At 42.2% G+C, this 22,913-nt stretch carries 20 protein-coding genes and 1 pseudogene; 14 read left to right on the top strand and 7 right to left on the bottom strand.

Annotation, left to right across the window (positions count from 1 at the left end; all coding sequences use genetic code 11):
* Nucleotides 1-131: 131 nt before the first annotated feature.
* The 4 genes from M0Q51_06230 (at nt 132) to M0Q51_06215 (ending at nt 6,780) form a co-directional block, all read left to right on the top strand.
* Nucleotides 132-335 carry a type II toxin-antitoxin system RelE/ParE family toxin gene (locus M0Q51_06230; GenBank protein ID MCK9399576.1) on the top strand — a complete coding sequence of 68 codons (204 nt, stop codon included), beginning with the start codon at nt 132-134 and terminating at the stop codon, nt 333-335.
* A 22-nt stretch (nt 336-357) separates the two neighbouring features.
* Entirely contained in the window at nt 358-657 is a 300-nt protein-coding gene (locus M0Q51_06225) for a helix-turn-helix domain-containing protein (GenBank protein ID MCK9399575.1), read from the top strand.
* Nucleotides 658-1,191: 534 nt separating this feature from the next.
* Nucleotides 1,192-5,583 (top strand): CusA/CzcA family heavy metal efflux RND transporter, encoded by a 4,392-nt coding sequence (locus M0Q51_06220; GenBank protein MCK9399574.1) that lies wholly within the window; start codon nt 1,192-1,194, stop codon nt 5,581-5,583.
* 12 nt (nt 5,584-5,595) lie between these two features.
* Nucleotides 5,596-6,780: an efflux RND transporter periplasmic adaptor subunit gene (locus tag M0Q51_06215; protein ID MCK9399573.1), complete on the top strand. Its 1,185-nt coding sequence runs from the start codon at nt 5,596-5,598 to the stop codon at nt 6,778-6,780.
* A gap of 9 nt (nt 6,781-6,789) precedes the next feature.
* Here M0Q51_06215 and M0Q51_06210 read toward each other — a convergent pair whose 3' ends face one another.
* Nucleotides 6,790-8,400, bottom strand: a complete 1,611-nt coding sequence (locus M0Q51_06210; GenBank protein MCK9399572.1) for an ATP-binding cassette domain-containing protein — start codon at nt 8,398-8,400, stop codon at nt 6,790-6,792.
* Nucleotides 8,401-8,621: 221 nt separating this feature from the next.
* Here M0Q51_06210 and M0Q51_06205 point away from each other — a divergent pair, with 221 nt between their 5' ends.
* Both M0Q51_06205 and M0Q51_06200 read left to right on the top strand, forming a co-directional pair.
* Nucleotides 8,622-9,449: a DUF116 domain-containing protein gene (locus M0Q51_06205; GenBank protein ID MCK9399571.1), complete on the top strand. Its 828-nt coding sequence runs from the start codon at nt 8,622-8,624 to the stop codon at nt 9,447-9,449.
* A gap of 138 nt (nt 9,450-9,587) precedes the next feature.
* Nucleotides 9,588-9,779 (top strand): cold shock domain-containing protein, encoded by a 192-nt coding sequence (locus tag M0Q51_06200; protein MCK9399570.1) that lies wholly within the window; start codon nt 9,588-9,590, stop codon nt 9,777-9,779.
* Between the two features lie 82 nt (nt 9,780-9,861).
* Here the strand turns inward: M0Q51_06200 and M0Q51_06195 are convergent.
* Nucleotides 9,862-10,050: pseudogene (locus M0Q51_06195) on the bottom strand (dipeptidase).
* 100 nt (nt 10,051-10,150) lie between these two features.
* Here M0Q51_06195 and M0Q51_06190 point away from each other — a divergent pair.
* The 4 genes from M0Q51_06190 (at nt 10,151) to M0Q51_06175 (ending at nt 13,200) form a co-directional block, all read left to right on the top strand.
* Nucleotides 10,151-10,369, top strand: a complete 219-nt coding sequence (locus tag M0Q51_06190) for a hypothetical protein (GenBank protein MCK9399569.1) — start codon at nt 10,151-10,153, stop codon at nt 10,367-10,369.
* 70 nt (nt 10,370-10,439) lie between these two features.
* Nucleotides 10,440-11,537 (top strand): VIT1/CCC1 transporter family protein, encoded by a 1,098-nt coding sequence (locus M0Q51_06185; GenBank protein ID MCK9399568.1) that lies wholly within the window; start codon nt 10,440-10,442, stop codon nt 11,535-11,537.
* Between the two features lie 137 nt (nt 11,538-11,674).
* Entirely contained in the window at nt 11,675-12,331 is a 657-nt protein-coding gene (locus tag M0Q51_06180) for an NAD(P)-binding domain-containing protein (protein ID MCK9399567.1), read from the top strand.
* Between the two features lie 38 nt (nt 12,332-12,369).
* Nucleotides 12,370-13,200 (top strand): FkbM family methyltransferase, encoded by an 831-nt coding sequence (locus M0Q51_06175; GenBank protein MCK9399566.1) that lies wholly within the window; start codon nt 12,370-12,372, stop codon nt 13,198-13,200.
* Between the two features lie 10 nt (nt 13,201-13,210).
* Here the strand turns inward: M0Q51_06175 and M0Q51_06170 are convergent, their stop codons facing one another.
* Nucleotides 13,211-13,945, bottom strand: coding sequence for a T9SS type A sorting domain-containing protein (locus M0Q51_06170; protein MCK9399565.1), 735 nt, complete (start codon nt 13,943-13,945; stop codon nt 13,211-13,213).
* A gap of 200 nt (nt 13,946-14,145) precedes the next feature.
* Here M0Q51_06170 and M0Q51_06165 point away from each other — a divergent pair, with 200 nt between their 5' ends.
* From M0Q51_06165 to M0Q51_06155, 3 genes are all read left to right on the top strand, one after another.
* Nucleotides 14,146-15,840 (top strand): T9SS type A sorting domain-containing protein, encoded by a 1,695-nt coding sequence (locus M0Q51_06165; GenBank protein MCK9399564.1) that lies wholly within the window; start codon nt 14,146-14,148, stop codon nt 15,838-15,840.
* A 63-nt stretch (nt 15,841-15,903) separates the two neighbouring features.
* Entirely contained in the window at nt 15,904-16,836 is a 933-nt protein-coding gene (locus M0Q51_06160) for an Omp28-related outer membrane protein (GenBank protein MCK9399563.1), read from the top strand.
* Nucleotides 16,820-16,960, top strand: a complete 141-nt coding sequence (locus M0Q51_06155; protein ID MCK9399562.1) for a hypothetical protein — start codon at nt 16,820-16,822, stop codon at nt 16,958-16,960. Before M0Q51_06160 ends, M0Q51_06155 begins: the two co-directional genes overlap by 17 nt.
* Here M0Q51_06155 and M0Q51_06150 read toward each other — a convergent pair.
* The 4 genes from M0Q51_06150 to M0Q51_06135 all read right to left on the bottom strand — a co-directional run bounded on the left by M0Q51_06150 (nt 16,953) and on the right by M0Q51_06135 (nt 21,604).
* Nucleotides 16,953-18,962 (bottom strand): urocanate hydratase, encoded by a 2,010-nt coding sequence (locus tag M0Q51_06150; GenBank protein MCK9399561.1) that lies wholly within the window; start codon nt 18,960-18,962, stop codon nt 16,953-16,955. The genes M0Q51_06155 and M0Q51_06150 overlap by 8 nt on opposite strands.
* Before the next feature lie 4 nt (nt 18,963-18,966).
* On the bottom strand, nt 18,967-19,842 hold the full coding sequence (locus tag M0Q51_06145) for a hypothetical protein (protein MCK9399560.1): 876 nt from the start codon (nt 19,840-19,842) through the stop codon (nt 18,967-18,969).
* Between the two features lie 95 nt (nt 19,843-19,937).
* A complete protein-coding gene (locus M0Q51_06140) occupies nt 19,938-20,558 on the bottom strand; it encodes a sigma-70 family RNA polymerase sigma factor (protein ID MCK9399559.1) in 621 nt (206 codons plus the stop codon).
* Nucleotides 20,549-21,604, bottom strand: a complete 1,056-nt coding sequence (locus tag M0Q51_06135) for a glycosyltransferase (protein MCK9399558.1) — start codon at nt 21,602-21,604, stop codon at nt 20,549-20,551. Before M0Q51_06135 ends, M0Q51_06140 begins: the two co-directional genes overlap by 10 nt.
* Nucleotides 21,605-21,756: 152 nt before the next feature.
* Here M0Q51_06135 and tgt point away from each other — a divergent pair, with 152 nt between their 5' ends.
* Complete coding sequence (gene tgt, locus M0Q51_06130; protein MCK9399557.1) at nt 21,757-22,887, top strand: tRNA guanosine(34) transglycosylase Tgt; 1,131 nt, start codon at nt 21,757-21,759, stop codon at nt 22,885-22,887.
* The last annotated feature ends 26 nt before the right edge of the window (nt 22,888-22,913 follow it).

Here is a 22,913-nt window from a genome sequence, read left to right as displayed (position 1 = left end):
CTGTTAATATCGAGAATAACTCTTCGAGTTATTTCCCGAAATTAACAGCAATATCAATACAAATAGAGTTAATAAATTCAATTAAGAAAAGCAAAATCGTGGTCTAAAGAATGGGGAGTAGTAAATTGGACATGGTTCCAGAAACATTTTTAAAGCATATTCATGGAACAGAAGGGCTTTTTGAAATTAGAATCCATCACCTGCATAACAACTACAGAATATTCTGTTGCTTTGATCAGGGTAGAATTATTGTCTTATTTAATGGTTTTAAGAAAAAGACCCAAAAGACACCAAAGAATGAAATTGATTTCGCCCTCAAGTTAATGCATCAATAATTATGATGAAAAAAGTTAAAAAATGAAAAAGATAAAGGAAGCAACCACATTCGACGAATTATTGGATATCAAGTATGGCAAGCTTGGAAGCCCTGCCAGAGATGAATTCGAACAAAATTCAAGGGCTTTTATTATAGGTGAAATGATAAAAGAAGCCAGAAAACTTGCACACCTTACCCAGGATGACCTGGCCGAAAAAATTGGTACAAAAAAAAGCTATATCTCTCGTATTGAAAATGGGAAAATTGACATTCAATTGTCAACGCTTTTTAAAATATTTGAAGAAGGCCTAGGCCGGAAGTTAGGAATAACCGTTCTCTAATTTTTTACGCACCCTAATAAAGCGCAAATGCCGGCCGGTGTTTTTAACCGCACACAGGCTATGCTGACTTGAAAGATTTTAAGGATTAGTATATATGTCGGATGCATTATCGTTTATATTTGCAGCCTGATTTATGAAATTATTTGCTTCCATATTATCCCTTTACATTTTGTTTCTCACTATCATTCCATGTGTTGATGCTCCAAAGGATAATAAATTGCAGAAAACTGAACTATCCCAAAGCACAGCTGACTGCCATCATGATGGCTTTGACCACTGCTCGCCTTTTTGTTCATGCGATTGCTGTACTTCACCGGTCTTGTATCAATATAATATTATTCAATTCAATTACTCCCCAATTCCGCAAAAATGGGTAATTGACAATTCAGTATCTTACGTTTCTTCCCTTTTTACCAGAATCTGGCAACCGCCTAAAATAAGCTGATACAGCACTTTTTATGTTATTTTCATTTATGGTTACCGGCACCCGGAAACCTGTAAATGCATATATTAACTTTTTTATAGCATTATTTTATGATAGAACGCATCATTCATTTTTCGATTAAGAATAAATTTATTGTTGGTCTATTTGTATTGGCCTTGATCGGCTGGGGAACTTATTCATTAACCCGTTTGCCCATTGACGCCATCCCCGACATCACCAACAACCAGGTACAGGTGATCGTACTCGCACCATCGCTCGCAGTGCAGGAAGTCGAAAGCTTCATTACTGCACCCATAGAAGTAGCCATAGCCAATATCCCGGATATTATTGAGCTACGCTCTATTTCCCGGTTAGGGTTGTCGGTCATAACCGTTGTATTTAAAGACGACGTTGATGTTTACTGGGCAAGGCAACAGTTGAGCGAGCGCCTCAAAGAAGCCGAGGATGTAATCCCTGCCGGACTTGCAAAAATAGAGCTTGCACCAATTTCTTCCGGATTGGGAGAAATTTACCAATATCGTCTTGCTGTTGATAAGGGATTTGAGAAAAAATACACCACAATGGACCTGCGCACGATCCAGGACTGGGTTGTACGCCGTGAAATGCTTGGCACTCCCGGCGTGGCGGACATTAATAGTTATGGTGGCTTCGTGAAACAATACGAAATTGCCGTAAACCCCGAAAGGCTCAGGGGAATGAACCTGACACTTACCGATATTTTTGATGCGCTCGAAAAAAACAACGAAAACACCGGAAGCGCATATATTGACAAGAAACCGACTGCTTATTTCATTCGCGGTATTGGACTTGTTAAAACCCTGGAGGACATCGAGAAGATTGTAGTAAAGAACAATTCCTCGGGCATCCCGGTATTGATCAGGGATGTGGCAACGGTTCAATATGGCAGTGCAACCCGATACGGGGCATTCGTTGTTGACACTTCCGAAGCAGTCGGTGGTGTCGTCATGATGCTGAAAGGTGCAAATGGCCATGAAGTAATAGATGATGTTGAGACACGCATTCTTTCCATTCAAAAGTCGTTGCCTAAAGGAGTTAAAATTGAACCTTTCCTGAATCGTTCAGACCTCGTGGGACGTGCCATTGGCACTGTCTCTAAAAATCTGATCGAAGGAGCATTGATCGTCGTTTTCATTCTCGTGTTGCTGCTGGGCAACCTTCGTGCAGGGCTTATTGTGGCTTCGGTAATACCTCTTTCAATGCTTTTTGCCCTGTCGCTCATGAACCTCTTCGGCGTATCCGGAAACCTGATGAGCCTGGGAGCCATCGACTTCGGACTTATCGTAGACGGGGCGGTTATTATAGTCGAAAGCGCGGTCCATCGATTATTTATGAGCAAGCACCACCATCAGGGCATTAATAGGCTTTCGCAACAGCAAATGGACGAAAATGTGTTTGAGTCGGCCAAACGCATGATGAGTTCGGCCACTTTCGGGCAAATCATCATCCTGATTGTTTATCTACCCATTATGGCATTGGTGGGAATAGAGGGTAAAATGTTCCGGCCGATGGCGCAGGTGGTAACGTTTGCCTTGCTGGGCGCTGCCATTCTTTCCCTTACTTATGTACCGATGGCTTCGGCTTTGTTCCTGAGCAAAAGGACCGAACGCAAACCCAATTTTTCCGACAGGCTAATGGATTGGTTCCAGAAAGCCTTTAATCCTGTAATTGCTTTTGCACTCCGGCGGAAATTGCTTGTTTCAGTGTCGGCCATTCTTTTGTTCATTTTCAGCCTATTCCTATTTACCCGCCTGGGCGGGGAATTCATACCCCAGCTCGAGGAAGGGGACCTTGCAGCAGGCGTTATAACCCTGCAGGGCGGCTCGCTCAGCCATACAGTCGAAATGGTCGAAAAAGCCAATAAAATTCTGCTCGACAATTTCCCTGAAATTAAGCATACCGTTTGTAAAATCGGTGCCGGCGAAATCCCTACCGACCCTACGCCAATGGAAACAGGCGATTATATAATTACCCTCAAAGACAAGAGTGAGTGGACGACCGCTAAAACCCGCGAAGAGCTTGTTGAGAAGATGGAAGAAAAACTAGTGTTACTTGCAGGTGTCAAATTCGAGTTCCAGCAACCTATTCAAATGCGGTTTAACGAATTTATGTCCGGTTCAAAGCAGGACATCGCGGTAAAAATATTCGGCGACGACCTGAACACCCTGGCTGAAAAGGCTGCTGAGGTTGAAAAAATCATTCAGAATATTGAAGGCGTTGAAGATATTAACGTGGAAAAAGTTACCGGACTGGCGCAAGTGCAAGTGGATTACGACCGCGACCGCCTGGCTCAATATGGCCTTTCGGTTGGTGAGGTGAACCGGGTGCTGCGAACTGCCTTTGCCGGCAGCCAGGCAGGAGTTGTGTTTGACGAAGAAAAGCGTTTCGGGCTTGTTGTACGTTTAGATAAGGATTACCGACAAAGCCTCGACGATGTGAAAAACCTTTCGGTAGCCCTTCCCAATGGAGGGCAGATACCTTTTGAACAGATTGCCGACATCGAAATAAAATCGGGCCCCGCCCAGGTTTCACGGGAAAACACCAAACGCCGCATAACCATTGGTTTTAACGTCCGTAACCGCGATGTTCAAAGTGTGATTGCGGAGGTAACAAAAAATATTGATACAGAAATACAACTGCCAACTGGTTACTATTTCACGTATGGCGGTCAGTTTCAAAACCTTGAAGCTGCCAAAGCCAGGTTATCTGTTGCAGTCCCGGTGGCTTTACTTTTGATTTTTGTGTTGCTGTATTTCACATTCCATTCGATAAAACAAACCCTGTTAATCTTCACAGCAGTGCCCATGTCGGCTATTGGCGGTGTGTTTGCATTGTGGTTTCGGGGCATGAATTTTTCTATTTCGGCAGGTGTGGGCTTTATTGCTTTGTTTGGTGTGGCAGTGTTAAATGGTATCGTGCTGATCGCCGAATTTAACCGCCTCGAAAAAGACGGTATCACCGACATTACAGAACGGGTTTTGAAGGGCTTACACATACGTTTACGCCCTGTAATCATGACTGCTGCCGTGGCTTCGCTAGGTTTCCTTCCTATGGCATTGTCAACCTCTGCCGGTGCCGAGGTTCAAAAACCGCTGGCAACGGTGGTAATCGGCGGACTTATAACGGCTACATTTTTAACCTTAGTTATTCTTCCTGTCTTTTATATTATCTTTTCTTCACGTAAATTCAGGTTTTCTTTCAAACGGAAACCTTTAAAAAAATTGGCCCTGCTATTGTTTCTGCTTGCCGGTTCTTCGTTTTTCAATACAACAAAGGCACAGCCAACAAAAACCATCAATTTGCAGCAAGCGGTTCAGATGGCGTTGGACAGTAACCTGACCGTGCGTTCTTCGGCTTATTCGGTTGATGTTCAGAAAGCCCTGAAAGGCTCATCGTGGGACATCCCTAAAACGGTGATCGACGGCCAGTACGGGCAGTTTAATTCATACACCAAAGACAATAGCTTTACCGTTTCACAGTCGTTTGCTTTCCCTACGGCTTATATAAACCAGCACAAACTCACCAATGCGAATGTGAAAAGCAGCGAATGGCAATTGAAGGCATCACAACTCGAAATTGCCACCCAGGTAAAGCAAGTATACTGGCAACTGGCTTACCTTTATTCAAAACAAAAGCTGTTTACCTACCAGGATAGTTTATATTCAGGCTTTCTCAGGGCCGCCGAATTAAGGGCATTAACAGGCGAAACAAACCGACTGGAAATGATTACCGCCCGGTCGCAAAGCCTCGAAGTTAAAAACCAGTTGCAACAGGTAAGAGCCGATCTGGTCATTTATAACCAGAAGCTGCAAACGCTTTTAAATACTGAATCTGCTATATGCCCTGCCGATACCGTGCTGCATCGTGTCGATTTTTCCCTGAATGAAGATAGTACGGCAATAGCCGGTAATCCTTCGGTAGGATACGTGCAACAACAGGTTGAAATATCACGCTTTGAAAAGAAACTGGAGCGGAGCCGCATGATGCCCGATTTCAGCATCGGTTATTTCAGCCAAACCATGCAGGGTATCCAGGAGGTGAATGGAATACCCCGCATATTTGGTGCAGGCGACCGATTCACGGGCTTTCAGGCAGGAATTGCTATTCCACTGTGGTTTGTTCCTTTTACATCTAAAACAAAAGCAGCTGCGCTGAAAGAACAGGTTGCACAAACAAACGCCAATTATTACTGTCAGTCGCTTTCTGGCGATTACCGTTCGTTAATGGGTGAATACGCTAAATACAACAACAGCGTGGAGTATTACGAAAAGCAGGCTGTTCCTGAAGCCGATCTGATAATCGATCAAGCCACCCGAATTTATAAGGCCGGAGCAATGGATTACCTCGATTACGTATTGAACCTTAACAGGGCTTTGGACATAAAACAAAATTATCTCGATGCGTTGAACAGCTATAACCAAACCATCATTAACATTGAATTTATTACAGGTAAAATCTTCTAAACCAGTATTATTATGACAAAATATAGTTTCATATCAACCACCATTATTTCAACCTTCTTTATAGTATTAGTATCATGCAACGGAGGTGAAAATAACGGAGCCGAAAACAAAGAAGTAGAAATACTCCCCGATGATATTGTCGAGTTAAGGGATGACCAGATTAAATTTGCCAATATCGAAACAGGGTCAATTGAAATGCGATCGCTGAGCGGAGAATTAAAAGTGAGCGGGGTTGTTACCGTTGCGCCCCAAAACCTCGCAACAGTATGTATGCCATTGGGAGGATTTGTAAAAAGCATCTCCCTAATGCCCGGCAATGCAGTGAGTAAAGGACAAACACTGGCTATTCTCGAAAATCTGGAGTTTGTTGACATTCAACAAAATTACCTGGAAGCAAAAAATAAGCTCGAATACGCCGAAGCCGAATATATAAGGCACACCGAACTTTACAAGGAAGATGTATATTCGCAAAAAAACCTGCAACAGGTTACAGTTGATTACAAAAGTCTCAAAGCACTGGTGAAAGCATTGGAACAGAAACTTGCGCTTATCGGCATCAATCCGTCAAACTTGCAGGAAGACGATATCAGCCGTTCCGTTGCTGTAGTTTCGCCCATTTCAGGGTATGTGAATACTGTAAATGTAAATATCGGCAAGTTTGTTGCCCCATCTGACGTTTTATTTGAGATAATAAACAGCGATAAGCTTTTTCTTGAACTAACCCTGTTTGAAAAAGATGCCGATAAGGTATCCGAAGGTCAGAAAATACGCTTCTTTATCAATAACGAAACAGAACAGCACGAAGCTGTAATATACCAAACCGGGAAATCAATCAGCAACGATAAAACCTATAAGGTTTATGCAAGCGTAACAGGTATTTGTAAAAACATCTTTCCCGGAATGTATGTGAATGCTATAATAGAAGCGTCAAGTAATGAAGTAACCACCCTGCCTTCCGAAGCTATCGTAAATTTCGACGATAAGGATTACATTTTTATTTTCGACAAAAACAAAGAAGAAAACGAAAAGCAATTTACCGAATACCGGATGATAGAGGTACATAAAGGTGTTACTGATGGCGGATATACCGAAGTGGTATTGCCTGATGGATTCGACATTAAAACCAGCAAAGTCGTTATAAAAGGCGCATACAACCTGCTTTCAGCCAAGAAAAATGCAGGTGAAATGAGTTGCTGATCGTCAGGCTTAATACAATTTGCTGCGCAATTCTTTCAGTTTTTCATCCGTGACATAATCGTCATAATCCATGATCTTATCAATCATACCTTTTGGCCCGATCTCAATAATCCGGTTACACACCGTTTGAATAAACTCATGATCGTGCGATGACATTAGGACGTTACCTTTGAATTTAACAAGTGTGTTGTTAAATGCCTGGATGGATTCGAGGTCAAGGTGATTGGTGGGTGTATCCAGTATCATCACATTGGCATTACGTATCATCATGCGCGCAATCATACAACGGACTTTTTCACCTCCCGAAAGCACACTCGCCTTTTTATAGATCTCATCCCCTGAAAACAGCATTTTGCCCAAAAAGCCCCTGAGATACATTTCGCTGGTGTCTTCTGAAAATTGGCCCAGCCAATCAGTGATGCTGATATCCGTATTAAATAATTCCTCATATTCAAGCGGTAAATATGCTTTTACAATCGTTTGTCCCCAGGTATATGAACCACGGTCAGGTTCGATGTGGCCTTTGATGACTTCAAAAAGTGCTGTCATGGCCCGTGTATTCTGTGAAAGAAAGACAATTTTATCATTCTTCTGCATGGTAAAACTGAGATCTTTAAACAGCAATTCGCCATCAAGGCGTTTGGAAAGCCCTTTTACTTCCAGGATGATATTTCCGGGTTCCCGCCCTGGTGTAAAAATAATGCCGGGGTATTTTCGTGTTGAGGGCTTAATTTCTTCGATATTAAGCTTTTCAATCATCTTTTTACGACTCGTAGTCTGTTTGGATTTGGAAGCATTGGCACTGAAACGGGCAATAAATTCCAGCAATTCTTTCTTCCTCTCCTCCGCTTTTTTATTTTGATTTTGAAGCTGCCTTAGGGCCAACTGGCTCGATTCATACCAGAAACTATAGTTCCCGGCAAAAAGTTGAATTTTATTAAAATCAATGTCTACCGTATGTGTGCATATCGCATCCAAAAAGTGCCGGTCATGTGAAACTACTAATACCGTATTATCAAAATTTGAAAGGTAATTCTCCAGCCAGCTTACCGTTTCGAGATCAAGGTCATTGGTAGGTTCATCCAATAGCAGATTATCAGGCTTTCCAAAAAGAGCCTGGGCTAATAGCACTTTTACCTTGTCTTTTCCGTTTAATTCTTTCATTAACTTGTCATGAAGCCCTTCTTTTATTCCAAGACCACTTAAAAGACTGGCAGCATTACTCTCAGCATTCCAGCCATCCATTTCCGCGAATTTCATTTCTAAATCGGCAGCCCTTGCCCCATCTTCTTCTGAAAATTCAGGTTTGGCATAAATGCTGTCTTTTTCATTCGCAATCTCCCACAATTGCGAGTGCCCCATTAAAACAGTATTGAGCACTGTATAATCGTCAAATTCTGAGTGGTTTTGCTTAAGCACGGATAAACGCTCACCTGCCCCGAATGCCATGGTCCCTTTCGTACTTTCCACTTCTCCACAGAGCACTTTCAGAAATGTGGATTTCCCTGCGCCATTGGCGCCAATAATTCCGTAACAATTGCCAGGAGTAAATTTAATATTGACATCCTGGAATAATATACGCTTCCCAAATTGGATGCCAAGATCCGATACTGTAATCATTTAATAATTAATCTGATGTGTGAATAATAGAAAAGTTACTTTGCCGCTTATCAGGATAATAATTCATTAAAAGGCCTGCAAAAGTAGTCAATAAAGTGATAAATAGCTGTACTTCCTTGTGTGAAAATGAAAGTTGGTTGTTCAAAGCATGGAAGCTTGGAGGCATGGAGGAATCGTGGCATGGTTATGGATTTCGGAAAAAATAGAAAATCCGGTTATAAATGGCAAACTTTATATTCCCATTGACATATACTCCGATTCACGGGAAGACCTATACCCTTTTTGGTAAAAGCGATACAAGTTCGCATTATTACCAGAAAATTGAAAATTTGGCTGAAAGTGTATTGGAAAGATGTGACGATATAAAATGTGTTTTACAGATTATTCAGTCGTATAGCAGCAAGAGGCGTCTTTTAGAGAGAATCAGCGTTAAAGAGGAAAATTCTACATTGATTTCATTTATTCTCCATCTCCTGAACAAATTTTTGCCTGATTATACAGAGAAAGTGGATGAACATTTGAGGAGTTTACCTGTTTTAAAATCCTGGGACAGAAGGCTGAGAACGACAAAATTGCAATATCACATTTATATGCTGGAAATTGAGTTGACTAACCGGTTATACACAAACGGATTCAGGAATACTGATAAAAAAATAGCCCTTCTCCCCCATTACTTAAGAGATTTTAAGGCAGACTGTAAAGCATCCAGTGATGGTTTCGATTACCGGTGCAAACATTGCTCAAAGATCTGCTACCAGAATCATATAAGCCGCCTTTTAAACGATAACAACATCAATGCTTACATATGGATGGGCGGAAATCTGAAGAAGAAGGCGAAATCATTAATCAAAACCAATGAAACACTGGGGATCTTAGGTATTGCATGTATCCCGGAATTAGTATGGGGAATGAGAAAATGTCAAAAATACAATATCCCGGTAATCGGAATACCCCTTGATGCCAATCGTTGTATTCGCTGGATGGGGAGTTTTCATGAAAATTCCGTAAACCTGGGGGTGCTGGAAAAACTGATCACTTTTCCCGATTAACTTTGACTTTGGTATTAAAAGATTATATAAAACCTTTAAAACAGGCACTAAAAAAAGAAAAATTTAATTTATTGAAGATAAAGTAAGTATATAAATAAAAAGTTGTATCTTTGCCAAAATTAATAATTACAATACATTATGAACACAGGAACAGTAAAATTCTTTAATGATTCAAAAGGATTCGGTTTTATTAAAGACGATGCATCGGACAAGGAATACTTTGTACATGTATCGGGATTAAAAGATGAGATCAAAGAAAACGATAAAGTAACCTTTGAGCTTCAGGAAGGAAAAAAAGGATTAAATGCAGTAAATGTTAAGTTATCTTAATATAAGCACAAAACATTAATCTTTAAAAAAAGGTGCCTCAAAATTGAGGCACCTTTTTTTTTATTTCTGGCAACAAGGCTTTTCAGAGATTCATATGCTGCACCTGGCGCATAACACGCATTATATTGCCACCCCATATTTTACGGATATCCTTTTCCGTGTAGCCACGTTTGACAAGCTCAAGGGTGATTTTACCCAATTGGCTAACATCCTCGCAGTCGGCAAGGCCACCGCCACCGTCAAAATCGGTCCCGATACCCACATGATCAATCTCTTTTTTTTGGCAAGTATAGTAAATTTGTCTTAATTTTTATCGTTGAAAAATCAATGTTAGTTTAGAAATAGAGTTTAAAACCACTATCTTTAAAGGTATGAAAAAAGACTTTAGCAATCAAAACCTGAATGATCCTGCTGACGATCCTGACAATTACAAATGGGGGATTTTCTATTTTAATAAGAAAGATAAAAGGATCATCGTGACTAAGCAGGACAGAATAAGGGGTTTTACAATAAATTGTGCAAATCCTTATACTTATTTGCTTTTTTTGGGAATTGTTGATGCAATTATACTGGCAAAATACTTGAGCTGATCCTATCTTTGAGAAATATTAATTTGTCTGTAAGCCTTATAGTACTGATTTTCCCTTCTTTACTAAATAAATGAAAAATAAAAACCTGCAAACCGAGATTGACGCGAGTTTTTTATACCAAAAACTTGCCGATAATGAGTCAGACGAAACAGTTGCCCATGTATTCAGGCAAATGAGTGAAATTGAGACAAGTCATGCCCGGGCATTTGCAAAGGCAAGCAAAACGGGCCTGACAGAATTACCTGGCCCTTCTATACAGGCCCGGACACTCAATGTGATAGGAAAAATATTTGGCTATAATTATGTCTTAGGTGCATTAATGGATACTGAAAAAAGCATTTCAAGTGCTATTATTTCAAATAAGGAGAAAAACAATATTGTTATTACAGGCAATGAAACGAATCATGTAATAATCCTCCGTTCTCTTCTTGAAAAAGAAATAAAAGTTACAGGCAGTAATTTCGCAAAATTCGAAAGCAGGCACCGTTCAGTCGGCGGAAATGCATTAAGGGCTGCAGTTCTGGGTGGGAACGATGGCCTGGTTTCAAACTTCAGTTTAGTAATGGGAATAGCAGGCGCAACTTCAGGCCAGACCGGTGTATTACTGGCCGGGATTGCAGGACTCCTGGCAGGCGCTCTGTCGATGGCCTTGGGAGAATGGATATCTGTAAAAAGTTCCCAGGAATTGCATGAAAACCAGATGCAATTGGAAATGGATGAGCTGGAAACAAATCCTGAAGGCGAAATGAAAGAACTGGCACTTATCAATATGGCCAAAGGAATACCGGAAGAGCAGGCCCATCAGATGGCAGCAGAATTAATGAAAGACAAAGATCATGCCTATGAAATCCTCGTCAAAGAAGAGCTTGGAATCAATGCCGAAGAATTAAAAGGCTCAGCTATTGAAGCTGCTATCTATTCTTTTGTTTTGTTTAGTATCGGGGCCATCATTCCTGTATTCCCTTTCATGTTCACGAATGGTATGCCTGCTATAGTCATCAGCGTGATAGTGAGTTCAGTCGGATTGTTTTTAATCGGCTCGGCGATTACATTATTTACAGGAAAGAGTATTTGGTTTTCCGGGTTCCGCCAGGTAATTTTTGGATTAGCCGCCGCTGCAATTACGTTTGGCATTGGAAAACTGATTGGCATTGCGATAGCTGGATAATTCGACACCTCCCCGGAAATTTTACTTAAAAAATCCTCGAACAAATGATCCTTTCAAGCGTTTAGTTCCAACCAGTTTATAAATAACTGTCACTATTCCGTAGGAATAATAATTAACCTAATAATAAAAAATAAAATATGAAAATTGCAGTATTAGGGACAGGTATGGTAGGAGATATCATCGGTTCAAAATTAATTGAATTGGGTCATATAGTTATGATGGGTTCACGGACAGCCGGCAATGAAAAAGCCGCCGCTTTTGTTTCAAAACACCCCCATGGAAAAGCCAGTGCCGGCACTTTTGCAGATGCCGCCGCATTCGGGGAAATTGTTTTTAACTGTACGAAAGGCATGGAATCAATTAACATCTTAAAAAGTACAGGGGAAAATAATCTTAATGGTAAAATTCTCGTTGACATTTCTAATCCTCTTGATTTTTCGCAAGGCATGCCCCCTACTTTATCAGTCTGCAACACTAACTCATTAGCAGAGGAAATTCAAAAGACATTTCCTGGTATGAAAGTCGTAAAAACTCTTCACACGATGTGGTGCGGATTAATGGTTAACCCGGCTATGCTTAAAGACGGCGATCATAATGCTTTCATGAGCGGCAATGATGCCGATGCGAAGAAACAGGTTGCCCTGATCTTGAAAAGCTTTGGCTGGATAGAAAAAAACATCATTGACCTTGGCGACATTAAAACTGCCAGGGGGACAGAAATGATTCTGCCGTTGTGGTTGTCTATCATGGGCACTACTAACAGCGGAGCTTTCAATATTAAAATCATAAGCTGATAAATGTTTATATTTGCCTCCTTTCAAAGGGGTACAATATGATATTTATCGATTCGGTCAAAAAGAAAATTGAAAAACTGAAATCCAAAAGGTCGCTTCATGATTATGGATTTCAAATAAAAACTTTTGATCTTAAACAAGAAGGAAAAATTGAGTATGCCCAGTGGTTGCATCCTTATGAGCAACCTAAATTAATTACGCAAAGCATGGTTAATTTTTTCAGGCATTATTCAAAAAGTGGCGGTTTAGCCATTGATATAGGAGCTCATACCGGAGACACAACCATACCAATGGCTTTAGCGATTGGCCCGAAAGGGACTGTTTTAGCCCTGGAGCCGAATCCGCATGTTTTCAAAATCCTTCAAAAAAATTCGGAATTAAATAAAAGCAAAATCAACATTGTTCCGCTTTGTTTTGCTGCCACTGATCACGACGGAGAATTCGAATTTAATTATTCAGATGCTTCATATTGTAATGGGGGATTTTTTCAAAGTATTAAAAACCAAAAACATGGCCATAACCACGTTTTGAAAGTCAAGGGGAAAAATCCAGAAGTTTTTTTCAGGTCAGAATACGGGAAATTGCTGCCGGAATTATCGCTGATAAAAATTGACACAGAAGGTTACGATAAAGAAATAATTAAAAGTTTAAAGCCTCTTTTGATGGCCTATAAGCCAAATATTATTTCTGAATGTAACAAGAACCTGACCCCTGAAGAAAGGTCCGAATTGTATGATATTTTAGCTAGTCTCAATTATTCGATCCAAAAACTGGAAGGCTTTAATGAAGAAACCAAGCCGACCTGTATAAATAATCATTCTGAAATGATGAACTGGCAGCACTTTGATTTGGTTGCCACTCCTAAATAACGGCCTTGTTTTATCGCCTTACCACGAATTTCCGGGTAAGTATCAACTGGTCATCAGCCATAAGAGAATAAAAGTAAATGCCATTGATAAGGTCGAATACCGGAATCCGGGCCTTCCCGGAGTGATTGCTCAAGGTTATCTCTTTAACTTTTGAGCCCAGCATATTTGTTATAGCGATCGTGGCCTCATTAACAGATTCAGGAATGGTGTAATCCACATTAACTGTATTAATCGCTGGGTTAGGATAAGCATCTGAAAACTTCACGAGGCTGATCAGGTCATCTCTGACTGAGGCAGGGCTTCCATTGTATTCAACCACCACCGCAACAGAGTCATTGTTATTGTTGACATCGAAAAAGACGTACATGATTTTTGAAATCCCGGGAATGGTATCCGGGTTATAATCACCAGAAAACTGCTTGCTGGAGTCAGGCTGAATGGTCTGTGCATATGGGCTCACGTAAGTAGTATCAGCGTAACACAAATACCAGCAGAAAGTATTAACTGTCCCTGTAAGGGTATCTCCCTGGTTAATAATTTTTTTCACCTTGACATCTTTAGTCACATCTGAAATATTTTTCACATAAACAATAGCCTGGATGACTTCATCGGTCGGATCACCGAGAAACTGGATTGTCGCACCCGCATTAATGCTCACTCCATTTTGATCAGTTAATAACAAACTTTGGGCAAAAATGCCGGAAAAAAGTGTTAAGCATAGTAGTGAGAGTACAAGTTTCTTCATAGTAATCAGGTTTTTATAGTTTATTTTTTAGAATTGCAATATTACAAAAAGTTGTGTATCTATTGAAATTATTCACTACAGATTACGCAGATTTTCGCAGAATAGTCATAGATTATCCTTCAAATATCTAAGATTCTTTATTTAATAACGACGAAATTATTCTTATTTTTACACCCTTTATGAATTCAAAAATCATACCAATGAAAAAGTTTTACATCTTAATCTCATTAGTTGTTGGATTGTCATCCTTTTCTCAGGCACAATCCGCCAGGTTAGTTCTTATTGAAGAAGCAACCAATGCTTCATGCGGCCCCTGCGCTTCACAAAATCCCGCTTTCGACATTCTTCTTAACCAGAACCGTGACAAGCTGACAGCCATCAAATACCATTGGTATTATCCCGGATATGACCCGATGTATAACCACAATACGGTGGAAAACCTTGCCAGGGTAGCTTACTATGGGATTAATGGCGTGCCTACCGCATGCATTGACGGGGATATCCCCAATGGCCCGACATTCGGTTATCCCGGCGGACCTCATGGGTATACCCAGGCACTTATTGATGAATATGCAGCCATTCCATCACCTTTTAATATTTTTCTCAGTCACCGTATTTCACCGGATCAGGATAGTATTTACATCGACATGATGATCGAAGCCACGGCTGCCGTCAGTGGAAACCTGCTTGCGCATATGGTTGTTGTTGAGAAACATATTAACTTCTCTTCGCCACCAGGGACCAATGGAGAAAAAAACTTCCTGGATGTGATGAAAAAGATGGTCCCCGATCAGGATGGAACACCCCTCCCCTCTTCTTTTCAGGCAGGCGACTACCTCATTCTGCAAGGCTCATGGCATTTGCAGAACATCTATGATATGGATGAAATCGGCGTGGTAGGCTTCATTCAAAACAATTCCAGCAAAGAGGTCCACCAGGCAGGGAATAGCAGCACTGACCCACTGACACCGCTTTACAACAATGAAGTTAATCTTATAGGGATATCGAACATCAATGAAACTAACTGTCTTGGCACCATAGAGCCGAAAATCACCATCCGTAATAACGGTGCGAATCTATTGACCAATGTCGACATTTATTACCGTATTAATGATGAAACGACCTATATATATCCCTGGTCAGGTAACCTGGATTTTATGGAATCAACTGAGTTAATACTGCCTCAGACCGGTTTTGAGATCCTTGATGAAAACAACTTCTATACTTATTCGGTCAATCCCAACGGCTCGCCTGATGAGTACACGAAAAACGACACACTGATCCAAATGTTTGAACGGGCGATGATTACGCCTCTCACCGTGAAGCTCATGATGCGCACTGACGCCAATCCGCAGCAAAATACCTGGGAAATCCTCAATTCAGTTGGTGAAGTTGTTTATTCAGGCGGGCCTTATGCCAATCCCACCACTATCTACCAGGAGACATTTCAACTTGAAGATGTTGAATGTTACATCTTTAAAATTTATGATAGCGGCGGTGATGGCCTGGTTATCCCGGGATTTTATGCATTATATTATGGCAGCAATAACTATATTAAAACCGGGACTACCTTTGGTTCTATTGATTCCGCTTATTTTGAAGTGAATACACAAGTCGGGATTACCGAAAAAGAAGGCGAAACCAACGTCAATATTTATCCAAACCCTGCAACATCTTACATCAACCTCTATTTTTTCATTTTTAATAATGAAAAAGTAAGCATTGCTGTTTATGACCTCGTTGGACGCCAAGTCAAAACTGAAAAACGTGGCTTGCTATCTGCCGGTCCGCAGGCAATCAGGATAGCAATTGAAGATATAAAACCAGGTTTGTACCTGGTTCAAACGACCATAGGTGGAAAAATCCACACTCAAAAATTAACTATTGTACAATAAATACATTTTACTAATAAGAAAAAGCAATTATTTACACTCATCTTTATTTTCCTGGTCACGTTAATGTCAGTTGCCCAGCAGGTTCCACGCGATAAAGCAGTAGTTGAAATCGGGACCGGTACCTGGTGCCAGTATTGCCCGGGAGCTGCAATGGGCGCCGATGATTTGATAGCGAACGGATACCAGGTGGCCATTATTGAATATCATAACGGCGATCCTTATGCTAATACATATTCCAATGCACGCAACAGTTATTACGGCGTGCCCGGTTTTCCAACCGCTTATTTCGACGGGCTGAATGCGGTTGTCGGCGGAAGCAATACGCAAAGCATGTTTCCTCAGTATTCTGTCAAAGTCAACCAGCGAATGGCCATTCAATCCTCTTTCACCATCGATGTGGAGGGTACTCATACCTGTCTGACTGACTTCACAGCTCACATAACTTTGGTAAAAGTGGCTTCTAACACAAGCACAAACCTCAAATTACATACTGTTGTCACCGAATCGCACATCGAAGTATTCTGGCAGGGAATGGACGAAGTCAATTGGGTATGCCGGTTGATGGCCCCTAACCAGAATGGTACACCGGTTAGTTTTACAGGCGGTGATACACAGGAATTCGATATCCCGTTTACCGTAGATCCCAGCTGGATTCCGGAACAATGTGAGGTAGTTATATTTCTCCAGGACCAGAGCACCAAAGAGATTTTCCAGGCAACCAAACTTCCCCTGCTTGACTTTGTTCCGGAATATGAATTCGATGCGACGGTTAAACAATTGTTTGATCTTCCAAAGACTTCCTGCAGTGGCAGCTTTACACCGGAAGTGAAAATCCGTAATGTCGGAGGCACTACCATGACCTCAGTTGATATCATTTACCAGGTTAACACCGGCACACCTCAAACCTTTGCATGGACGGGATCGATGGATTACCTGGATGAAGAACTGGTTTCCCTTCCGGCCATTACTTTTACCGGTGATGATGAATACAGATGAAGGTATTCTGGAAGCAGGAAAGCACGGGATCATGCTTGATTGGACTTCGTGGAAGCCAGGACTGTATCTGTACCAGGTGATGGTTGGCGGGAAGATCTTTACCGGAAAGCTGACCGTCAAATAAAAAACTGATCGATAAGCTTTTCATCTGCCATGTTTGGCAAGGTAACTTTTAGTTTCGGTTCAGTTTCCATTGCTCTTTTGATGGCGTAAACGGCTTCCTGGTTCCTGGCCCAGCTTCGGCGGGCGATGCCATTGTTCACATCCCAGAAGAGCATGTTTTTCAGACGTCGCGAAGCATCGGCAGAGCCATCCAGCAGCATGCCAAAGCCTCCGTTGATCACTTCACCCCAGCCAACACCCCCGCCATTATGGAGGGAAACCCATGTAGCGCCGCGGAAAGCGTCACCGATTACATTTTGCACAGCCATATCGGCCGTAAATTGGGAGCCGTCATAAATATTCGATGTTTCGCGGTAAGGGGAGTCAGTCCCGGATACATCATGATGATCGCGCCCTAAAACAACCGGTGCGGAGATGCGCCCCTCTTTGATTGCCTGGTTAAATGCTTCTGCGATCCTGATCCGGCCTTCCGCATCTGCGTAAAGGATGCGGGCTTGCGAACCGACGACCAGCTTGTTTTCTTCTGCTGCCCTGATCCACAACAAGTTATCGTTAAGCTGCTGACGGATCTCGGCTGGGGCAACTGATGCCAATTCTTCCAGAACATTGCCGGCAATAAGGTCCGTCATCTTAAGGTCTTCCGGTTTTCCCGAGGTACAGACCCAGCGGAACGGGCCGAAGCCAAAATCAAAGCACATCGGTCCCATAATGTCCTGGACGTAAGACTGGTAACGGTAAGTTCCGTCGGTTTTGAAAACATCGGCTCCTGCCCTGCCTGATTCCAGCAGGAAAGCATTACCGTAATCCCAGAAATACATTCCATTGGCAGACAAGGTATTAATAGCTGCCACCTGGCGTATCAAAGATTTTTTCACCATTTCTTTGAAACCATCAGGATTTTCAACCATCATCCGGTTGGATGCCCCGAAACTCAAGCCGGCAGGGTAATATCCCCCGGCCCAGGGATTATGAAGCGAAGTCTGGTCGGATCCCAGCTCGATCTTAAAATCCTCTTGGGCAAATTTCTCCCACAAATCGACAACATTCCCTTGGTAAGCAAGCGACACAGCTTCTTTACCCGCCCTGGCCTTTTCAATTCTTGTGAGAAGTTCATCCAGGTCGTAGTAAACCTCATCGACCCATCCCTGTGAATGCCGTTTTTCAACTGCCATAGGGTTGATTTCAGCGAGAACTCCTATTGCACCAGCGATCACGGCAGCTTTAGCCTGCGCGCCCGACATACCGCCCAGGCCTGAAGTCACAAAAACTTTGCCTGCAAGGCTTCCATCTTCACTATTTAACCTTCTCCCTGCATTAAGCACCGTGATTGTTGTGCCATGAACTATCCCCTGGGGGCCAATGTACATATAAGAACCGGCTGTCATCTGGCCATATTGCGAAACGCCAAGGGCATTGAACTTTTCCCAATGGTCCTGGCTCGAGTAATTCGGAATGACCATGCCATTCGTAACCACTGCCCGGGGAGCATCGGGGTGGGAAGGGAATAAACCCAGCGGGTGGCCGGAGTAAATAACCAGGGTCTGGCCATCGGTCATTTCAGCCAGGTATTTCATGGTCAGCAAATACTGGGCCCAGTTTTGAAAAACAGCCCCATTTCCGCCGTAAGTAATGAGTTCATGGGGGTGCTGGGCAACGGCAGGGTCGAGGTTGTTCTGGATCATGAGCATAATGGCGGCAGCCTGCATGGAATGATGCGGATATTCCCGGGCAGGCCTTGCATACATCGCGTAAGCAGGTCTGAACCTATACATGTAAATCCTGCCGTATTTTTCCAGTTCTTCGGCAAATTCCCCGGCAAGTACCTGGTGATGCTCCGGTTTAAAATACCGCAAAGCGTTTTTCAGAGCCAGGCGTTTTTCCTGCAGGGTTAATATGTCCTTCCGCCGGGGTGCATGACTAACCGAGTCGTCATAAGGCCAGGGCTCCGGGAGGCCATCCACTATTCCCCGGAGAATCGCTGATTGAAATTCATTTATCTCCATGGGATCAGTGAGTCATAATGACCAGGAAACGTGAAGATTTCCAGAAATCCTTTGCATTAATGATCTCAAGTCCTGTGAACATATCCTTTTCTTCCAAAAACTTATAAGATCCTTCAGGATGCATGGTAACCAATTCGGCTTTGCTGCTTTCGAAAGTAATACGGGACAAGTTTCTCATATCGGCCGTTGTGAAGTGATCCGGGTTGATCATTTCACTCATCTTCATGTTACCACTGAACAAGCCGCCTGCTTTTTCAATGATACCCTGATCAGACAAGTCTTTCTTAGTACCAACGATGTACCAGATCGTGTTCATTTCCCCTAAAAGAGCATCCTGCTGGCTGATCACCTTGGATTGCGATGCAGTTTCATCACGTAAAGTATCAACGGTAGCATTCAGTGCCTCAATAGTAAAGTTAAATTTTACCAGTTGTTCCTTCAATCCTGAGATCTCCTGTTCTTTCTCCTCAAGCTTTGTTGTGAGCAATTTAATAGTTTCCTGCAGGGCAGATGTCTTGACATCGGATTTCTTCAGTTGATCCTTCAGCACGGCAAGCCATTTCTTATTTTCCTCCATAATATTATTGATGAGGATGATCTCGTCCATGATCTTATCCCGGACATCCACGTTCATCCTTTTTTCATCAACAGGCGCTTCGGTGATCAGCTTCTCCCTTGCAGTAATATCCGACAGGTTTTTCTCGATTTCATTAATAGAACCAAAGAGCTCATTCAGCGTAGAATCCTTTTGACTGAACTCCGCCTGCAACTTTGCATTTTTTGCCTGTAAATCAAGTATTTGCTGCTCTTTCTTTTTACCACAACCTGTAATCAACAAAAGGCCCAGTAGAAAAATGATGATAAGTTTTATGGTTTGCATATCCTGATAATTGTAGGTTTAACTTATTCAAAATAACTCCATTAATCTTAGATTATTTCAATTTTCTGATAAAAAAACTATCTGTCAGTAGAATGTTATTCCTCCTGGAACTTATCATTACGTTTTTTAAGGATATGAAAAAGAAATTCCCGCGCCCTGAACAACTGCGCTTTAACAGTACCAATGGGAAGGTCCATTTCTAAAGAGATTTCTTCATAGGAGAGCTCTTCATAATATCTTAATTCGATCAGCTTCTTATAATGAGGTTTCAGCCTGTTAACAATATCTCTCAAAGCTTCTATTTTCTGCTGCCTGATTATGTCTTCTTCCGGCGTCCGGGAAGTTGCCGGAAGGATATCTGCAAGGTCATCCCCTGTCTCCGACGGATCACTTAGATTTATGGAGACGGACTCATTCATTTTCCGCTTCCGGATAAAATCAATGCAGTTGTTAGATGCTATTTTAAAGAGCCAGGTGCTAAAAGCATATTCAGGCGCATACTGCCGAAGGTTTTTAAAGGCCTTTCCAAATGCTTCGATTGTAAGATCGTCGGCATCCTGAAGGTTATTCGTCATTTTCAACATCATGAAGTGCAATGAATCCCTGTAATTCCTCATTAATTCCGCGTAAGCATTCTGTTCCCCCCTTTCCAGGGCAGCTTTAACCAATTCGCAATCCCTTTGTGCTTTTCCGGTGAGCCTGAAGTTTATTTCCATTTCTCCTGTTTGATAATAAGATTGGAAAAATATATGACAGGACTCAAAGCCATTAACATTATTTCGAGGATAGGAGAAAGCACAGCCAGGTCGTTTTCCCTCATTTTGTTAGTACTCATTGTCAGAATTACCCAATGGCTGGCAAAAAATACTGAAAAAACGATTAGAGCAATAAGCCAGTTATAATTCAATATTAAAAGGGCGACAAATGACAGGTAAAGAAAAAGCTTAGAGATATAACCGAGGGAAAGCAGAAATTTAAAACCAGGGCGATAATAACGAGCCGTCGTATAATGTCTTCTTTTCTGAAGGATCCATTGCACCAGGCTTGCCTTGGCTGTTGAGATGGTCTGAGAGTCGGGAGATATCTCTATTCTTGTATTATTCCGGTTTGCAGCCCGGTTGATAAAGAGATCATCATCCCCTGATTTAAGCTTGTAATGGGAGGTAAATCCTTTTGCCCTGTAAAACAGGTCCCTTTTATAAGACAGGTTTCTCCCCACTCCCATATATGGGCTTCCCGCGAGCGCAAACGAAAGGTATTGCATGGCAACCAGGAAAGCATCATAGCGGATGAGCTGGTTGAGAAATCCCACTGTTCTTTTAAAGGTACCGTAACCCAGAACGATTTCGGTCCGGCTGTCATAATTTGCCTGCATGTTTCTGATCCATTGCGGGCTGGCCGGCTGGCAATCCGCATCGGTCAGCAAGATGATCTCATGCTGGGCCGATTTGATTCCCAGGGAAAGAGGAAATTTCTTCCCGGAAAAGAAATTCAGGTCCCTTTCCAGGTCAAAAATCCTGAGATGTTTATATTCACGGGCGAGAGAATTGAGCAATTCAATACTATCATCATCAGAAGCATCATTCACAACGATCACTTCAAAATCGGGATAGTCCTGCTCCAATACCAGGGGGAGATTATGCAGAAGGTTCTGGTATTCATTCTTGGCACAAATAATTACTGAAACCGGTTTGGTGCCTGAATCTTTGGCCTTTTCACGGTAAAAAGCCAGACGGCTATACAGAAACCAGTAGTATATCATCTGTATTAACCATGATATCCCAAACAAGATAAAAACCGCGAAAGGTAATATCTGAAGAATCGATGTTTCTGAAGGAAAATCAAACATATTGAGAAACAAAATTATTCATTCCGCCATGAATTAAATTTATCTTTGATCAATTTTTATTAACAATGAAATTTACTCTCGAATCAACTGATCATCAATCAGATGCACGAGCAGGGCACATTGAAACTGATCATGGGTTGATACGGACACCTATTTTTATGCCGGTCGGTACTGCCGGAACCGTTAAAGCATTACATTTCAATGATTTGATAGACATTGTACAGGCTCAGATCATCCTTGGGAATACTTATCACCTTTACACAAGACCTGGTATTGAGATCATTGAAGAGGCAGGGGGATTACATAGTTTCATGGGTTGGGATAAACCTATATTAACGGATAGCGGCGGATACCAGGTATATTCCCTGGCTGACAGCCGGAAACTTACAGAAAATGGGGTTACCTTCCAGTCGCACATTGATGGCTCGAAACATACTTTCACTCCTGAATCCGTAATCGATATCCAGCGGTCAATCGGTGGCGATATCATCATGGCCTTTGATGAATGTCCGCCTTTTCAGTCGACGCGGGAATATGTCGAGAATTCCATGCAGCTTACTCACAGGTGGCTAGACCGATGTATTTCCCGGTTTAACGAAACCGTTCCTAAGTATGACTTCGGGCAATCTATATTTCCAATTGTCCAGGGTGGTTCGTTCAGGGACCTCAGGGCAAAATCAGCTGAGACCATTGCAGAAGCCGGGGCTGATGGCAATGCCATCGGCGGCCTTTCAGTAGGGGAACCAGAAGAGGTGATGTATGAAATGACCAGCCTTGTTTGTAAAATCCTGCCAAAGGAAAAACCTCGCTACCTTATGGGTGTTGGCACCCCGGTAAATCTGCTGCAAAGCATTTCCCTGGGGGTCGACATGTTTGATTGTGTCATGCCGACACGAAACGGAAGGAATGGAATGATTTTCACTAGTCGGGGGATTATGAACATGAAGAATGAAAAGTGGAAGCATGATTTCACCCCTGTGGATGAAGATGGCATCCTTACGGCAGAAAGGACCTGCAGCAAGGCATTTCTCCGCCACCTCATCATTTCCAATGAGATGCTGGGCGCCATGCTGGCAAGTCTTCATAACCTCGCATTCTACCTTTGGCTCATGGGACAAGCCAGGGAAAAAATTGCAGCCGGAGTCTTCAGCCCCTGGAAAGAGCGCATGATTAAGGAATTATCCCAACGGCTTTGACAATTTTTCTACATTTACTGCGTATA

The sequence above is a fragment of the Bacteroidales bacterium genome (assembly GCA_023229505.1).
Classification (GTDB): domain Bacteria; phylum Bacteroidota; class Bacteroidia; order Bacteroidales; family JAGOPY01; genus JAGOPY01.
The sequence above is the reverse complement of the archived record's forward strand: the minus strand, read 5'-3'. Positions and strand labels throughout refer to the sequence as shown.

Excerpts from the sequence above, each read along its gene's own strand:
- M0Q51_06145 (MCK9399560.1), bottom strand. The coding sequence starts at position 19,842 with ATGCAAACCATAAAACTTATCATCATTTTTCTACTGGGCCTTTTGTTG.
- M0Q51_06180 (MCK9399567.1), top strand. The coding sequence starts at position 11,675 with ATGAAAATTGCAGTATTAGGGACAGGTATGGTAGGAGATATCATCGGT.
- M0Q51_06215 (MCK9399573.1), top strand. The coding sequence starts at position 5,596 with ATGACAAAATATAGTTTCATATCAACCACCATTATTTCAACCTTCTTT.
- M0Q51_06230 (MCK9399576.1), top strand. The coding sequence starts at position 132 with ATGGTTCCAGAAACATTTTTAAAGCATATTCATGGAACAGAAGGGCTT.
- M0Q51_06200 (MCK9399570.1), top strand. The coding sequence starts at position 9,588 with ATGAACACAGGAACAGTAAAATTCTTTAATGATTCAAAAGGATTCGGT.
- M0Q51_06185 (MCK9399568.1), top strand. The coding sequence starts at position 10,440 with ATGAAAAATAAAAACCTGCAAACCGAGATTGACGCGAGTTTTTTATAC.
- M0Q51_06135 (MCK9399558.1), bottom strand. The coding sequence starts at position 21,604 with ATGATATACTACTGGTTTCTGTATAGCCGTCTGGCTTTTTACCGTGAA.
- M0Q51_06165 (MCK9399564.1), top strand. The coding sequence starts at position 14,146 with ATGAAAAAGTTTTACATCTTAATCTCATTAGTTGTTGGATTGTCATCC.
- M0Q51_06175 (MCK9399566.1), top strand. The coding sequence starts at position 12,370 with ATGATATTTATCGATTCGGTCAAAAAGAAAATTGAAAAACTGAAATCC.
- M0Q51_06205 (MCK9399571.1), top strand. The coding sequence starts at position 8,622 with ATGGCAAACTTTATATTCCCATTGACATATACTCCGATTCACGGGAAG.
- M0Q51_06220 (MCK9399574.1), top strand. The coding sequence starts at position 1,192 with ATGATAGAACGCATCATTCATTTTTCGATTAAGAATAAATTTATTGTT.
- M0Q51_06190 (MCK9399569.1), top strand. The coding sequence starts at position 10,151 with ATGAAAAAAGACTTTAGCAATCAAAACCTGAATGATCCTGCTGACGAT.
- M0Q51_06160 (MCK9399563.1), top strand. The coding sequence starts at position 15,904 with ATGTCAGTTGCCCAGCAGGTTCCACGCGATAAAGCAGTAGTTGAAATC.
- tgt (MCK9399557.1), top strand. The coding sequence starts at position 21,757 with ATGAAATTTACTCTCGAATCAACTGATCATCAATCAGATGCACGAGCA.
- M0Q51_06150 (MCK9399561.1), bottom strand. The coding sequence starts at position 18,962 with ATGGAGATAAATGAATTTCAATCAGCGATTCTCCGGGGAATAGTGGAT.
- M0Q51_06225 (MCK9399575.1), top strand. The coding sequence starts at position 358 with ATGAAAAAGATAAAGGAAGCAACCACATTCGACGAATTATTGGATATC.
- M0Q51_06140 (MCK9399559.1), bottom strand. The coding sequence starts at position 20,558 with ATGGAAATAAACTTCAGGCTCACCGGAAAAGCACAAAGGGATTGCGAA.
- M0Q51_06170 (MCK9399565.1), bottom strand. The coding sequence starts at position 13,945 with ATGAAGAAACTTGTACTCTCACTACTATGCTTAACACTTTTTTCCGGC.
- M0Q51_06210 (MCK9399572.1), bottom strand. The coding sequence starts at position 8,400 with ATGATTACAGTATCGGATCTTGGCATCCAATTTGGGAAGCGTATATTA.
- M0Q51_06155 (MCK9399562.1), top strand. The coding sequence starts at position 16,820 with ATGATGAATACAGATGAAGGTATTCTGGAAGCAGGAAAGCACGGGATC.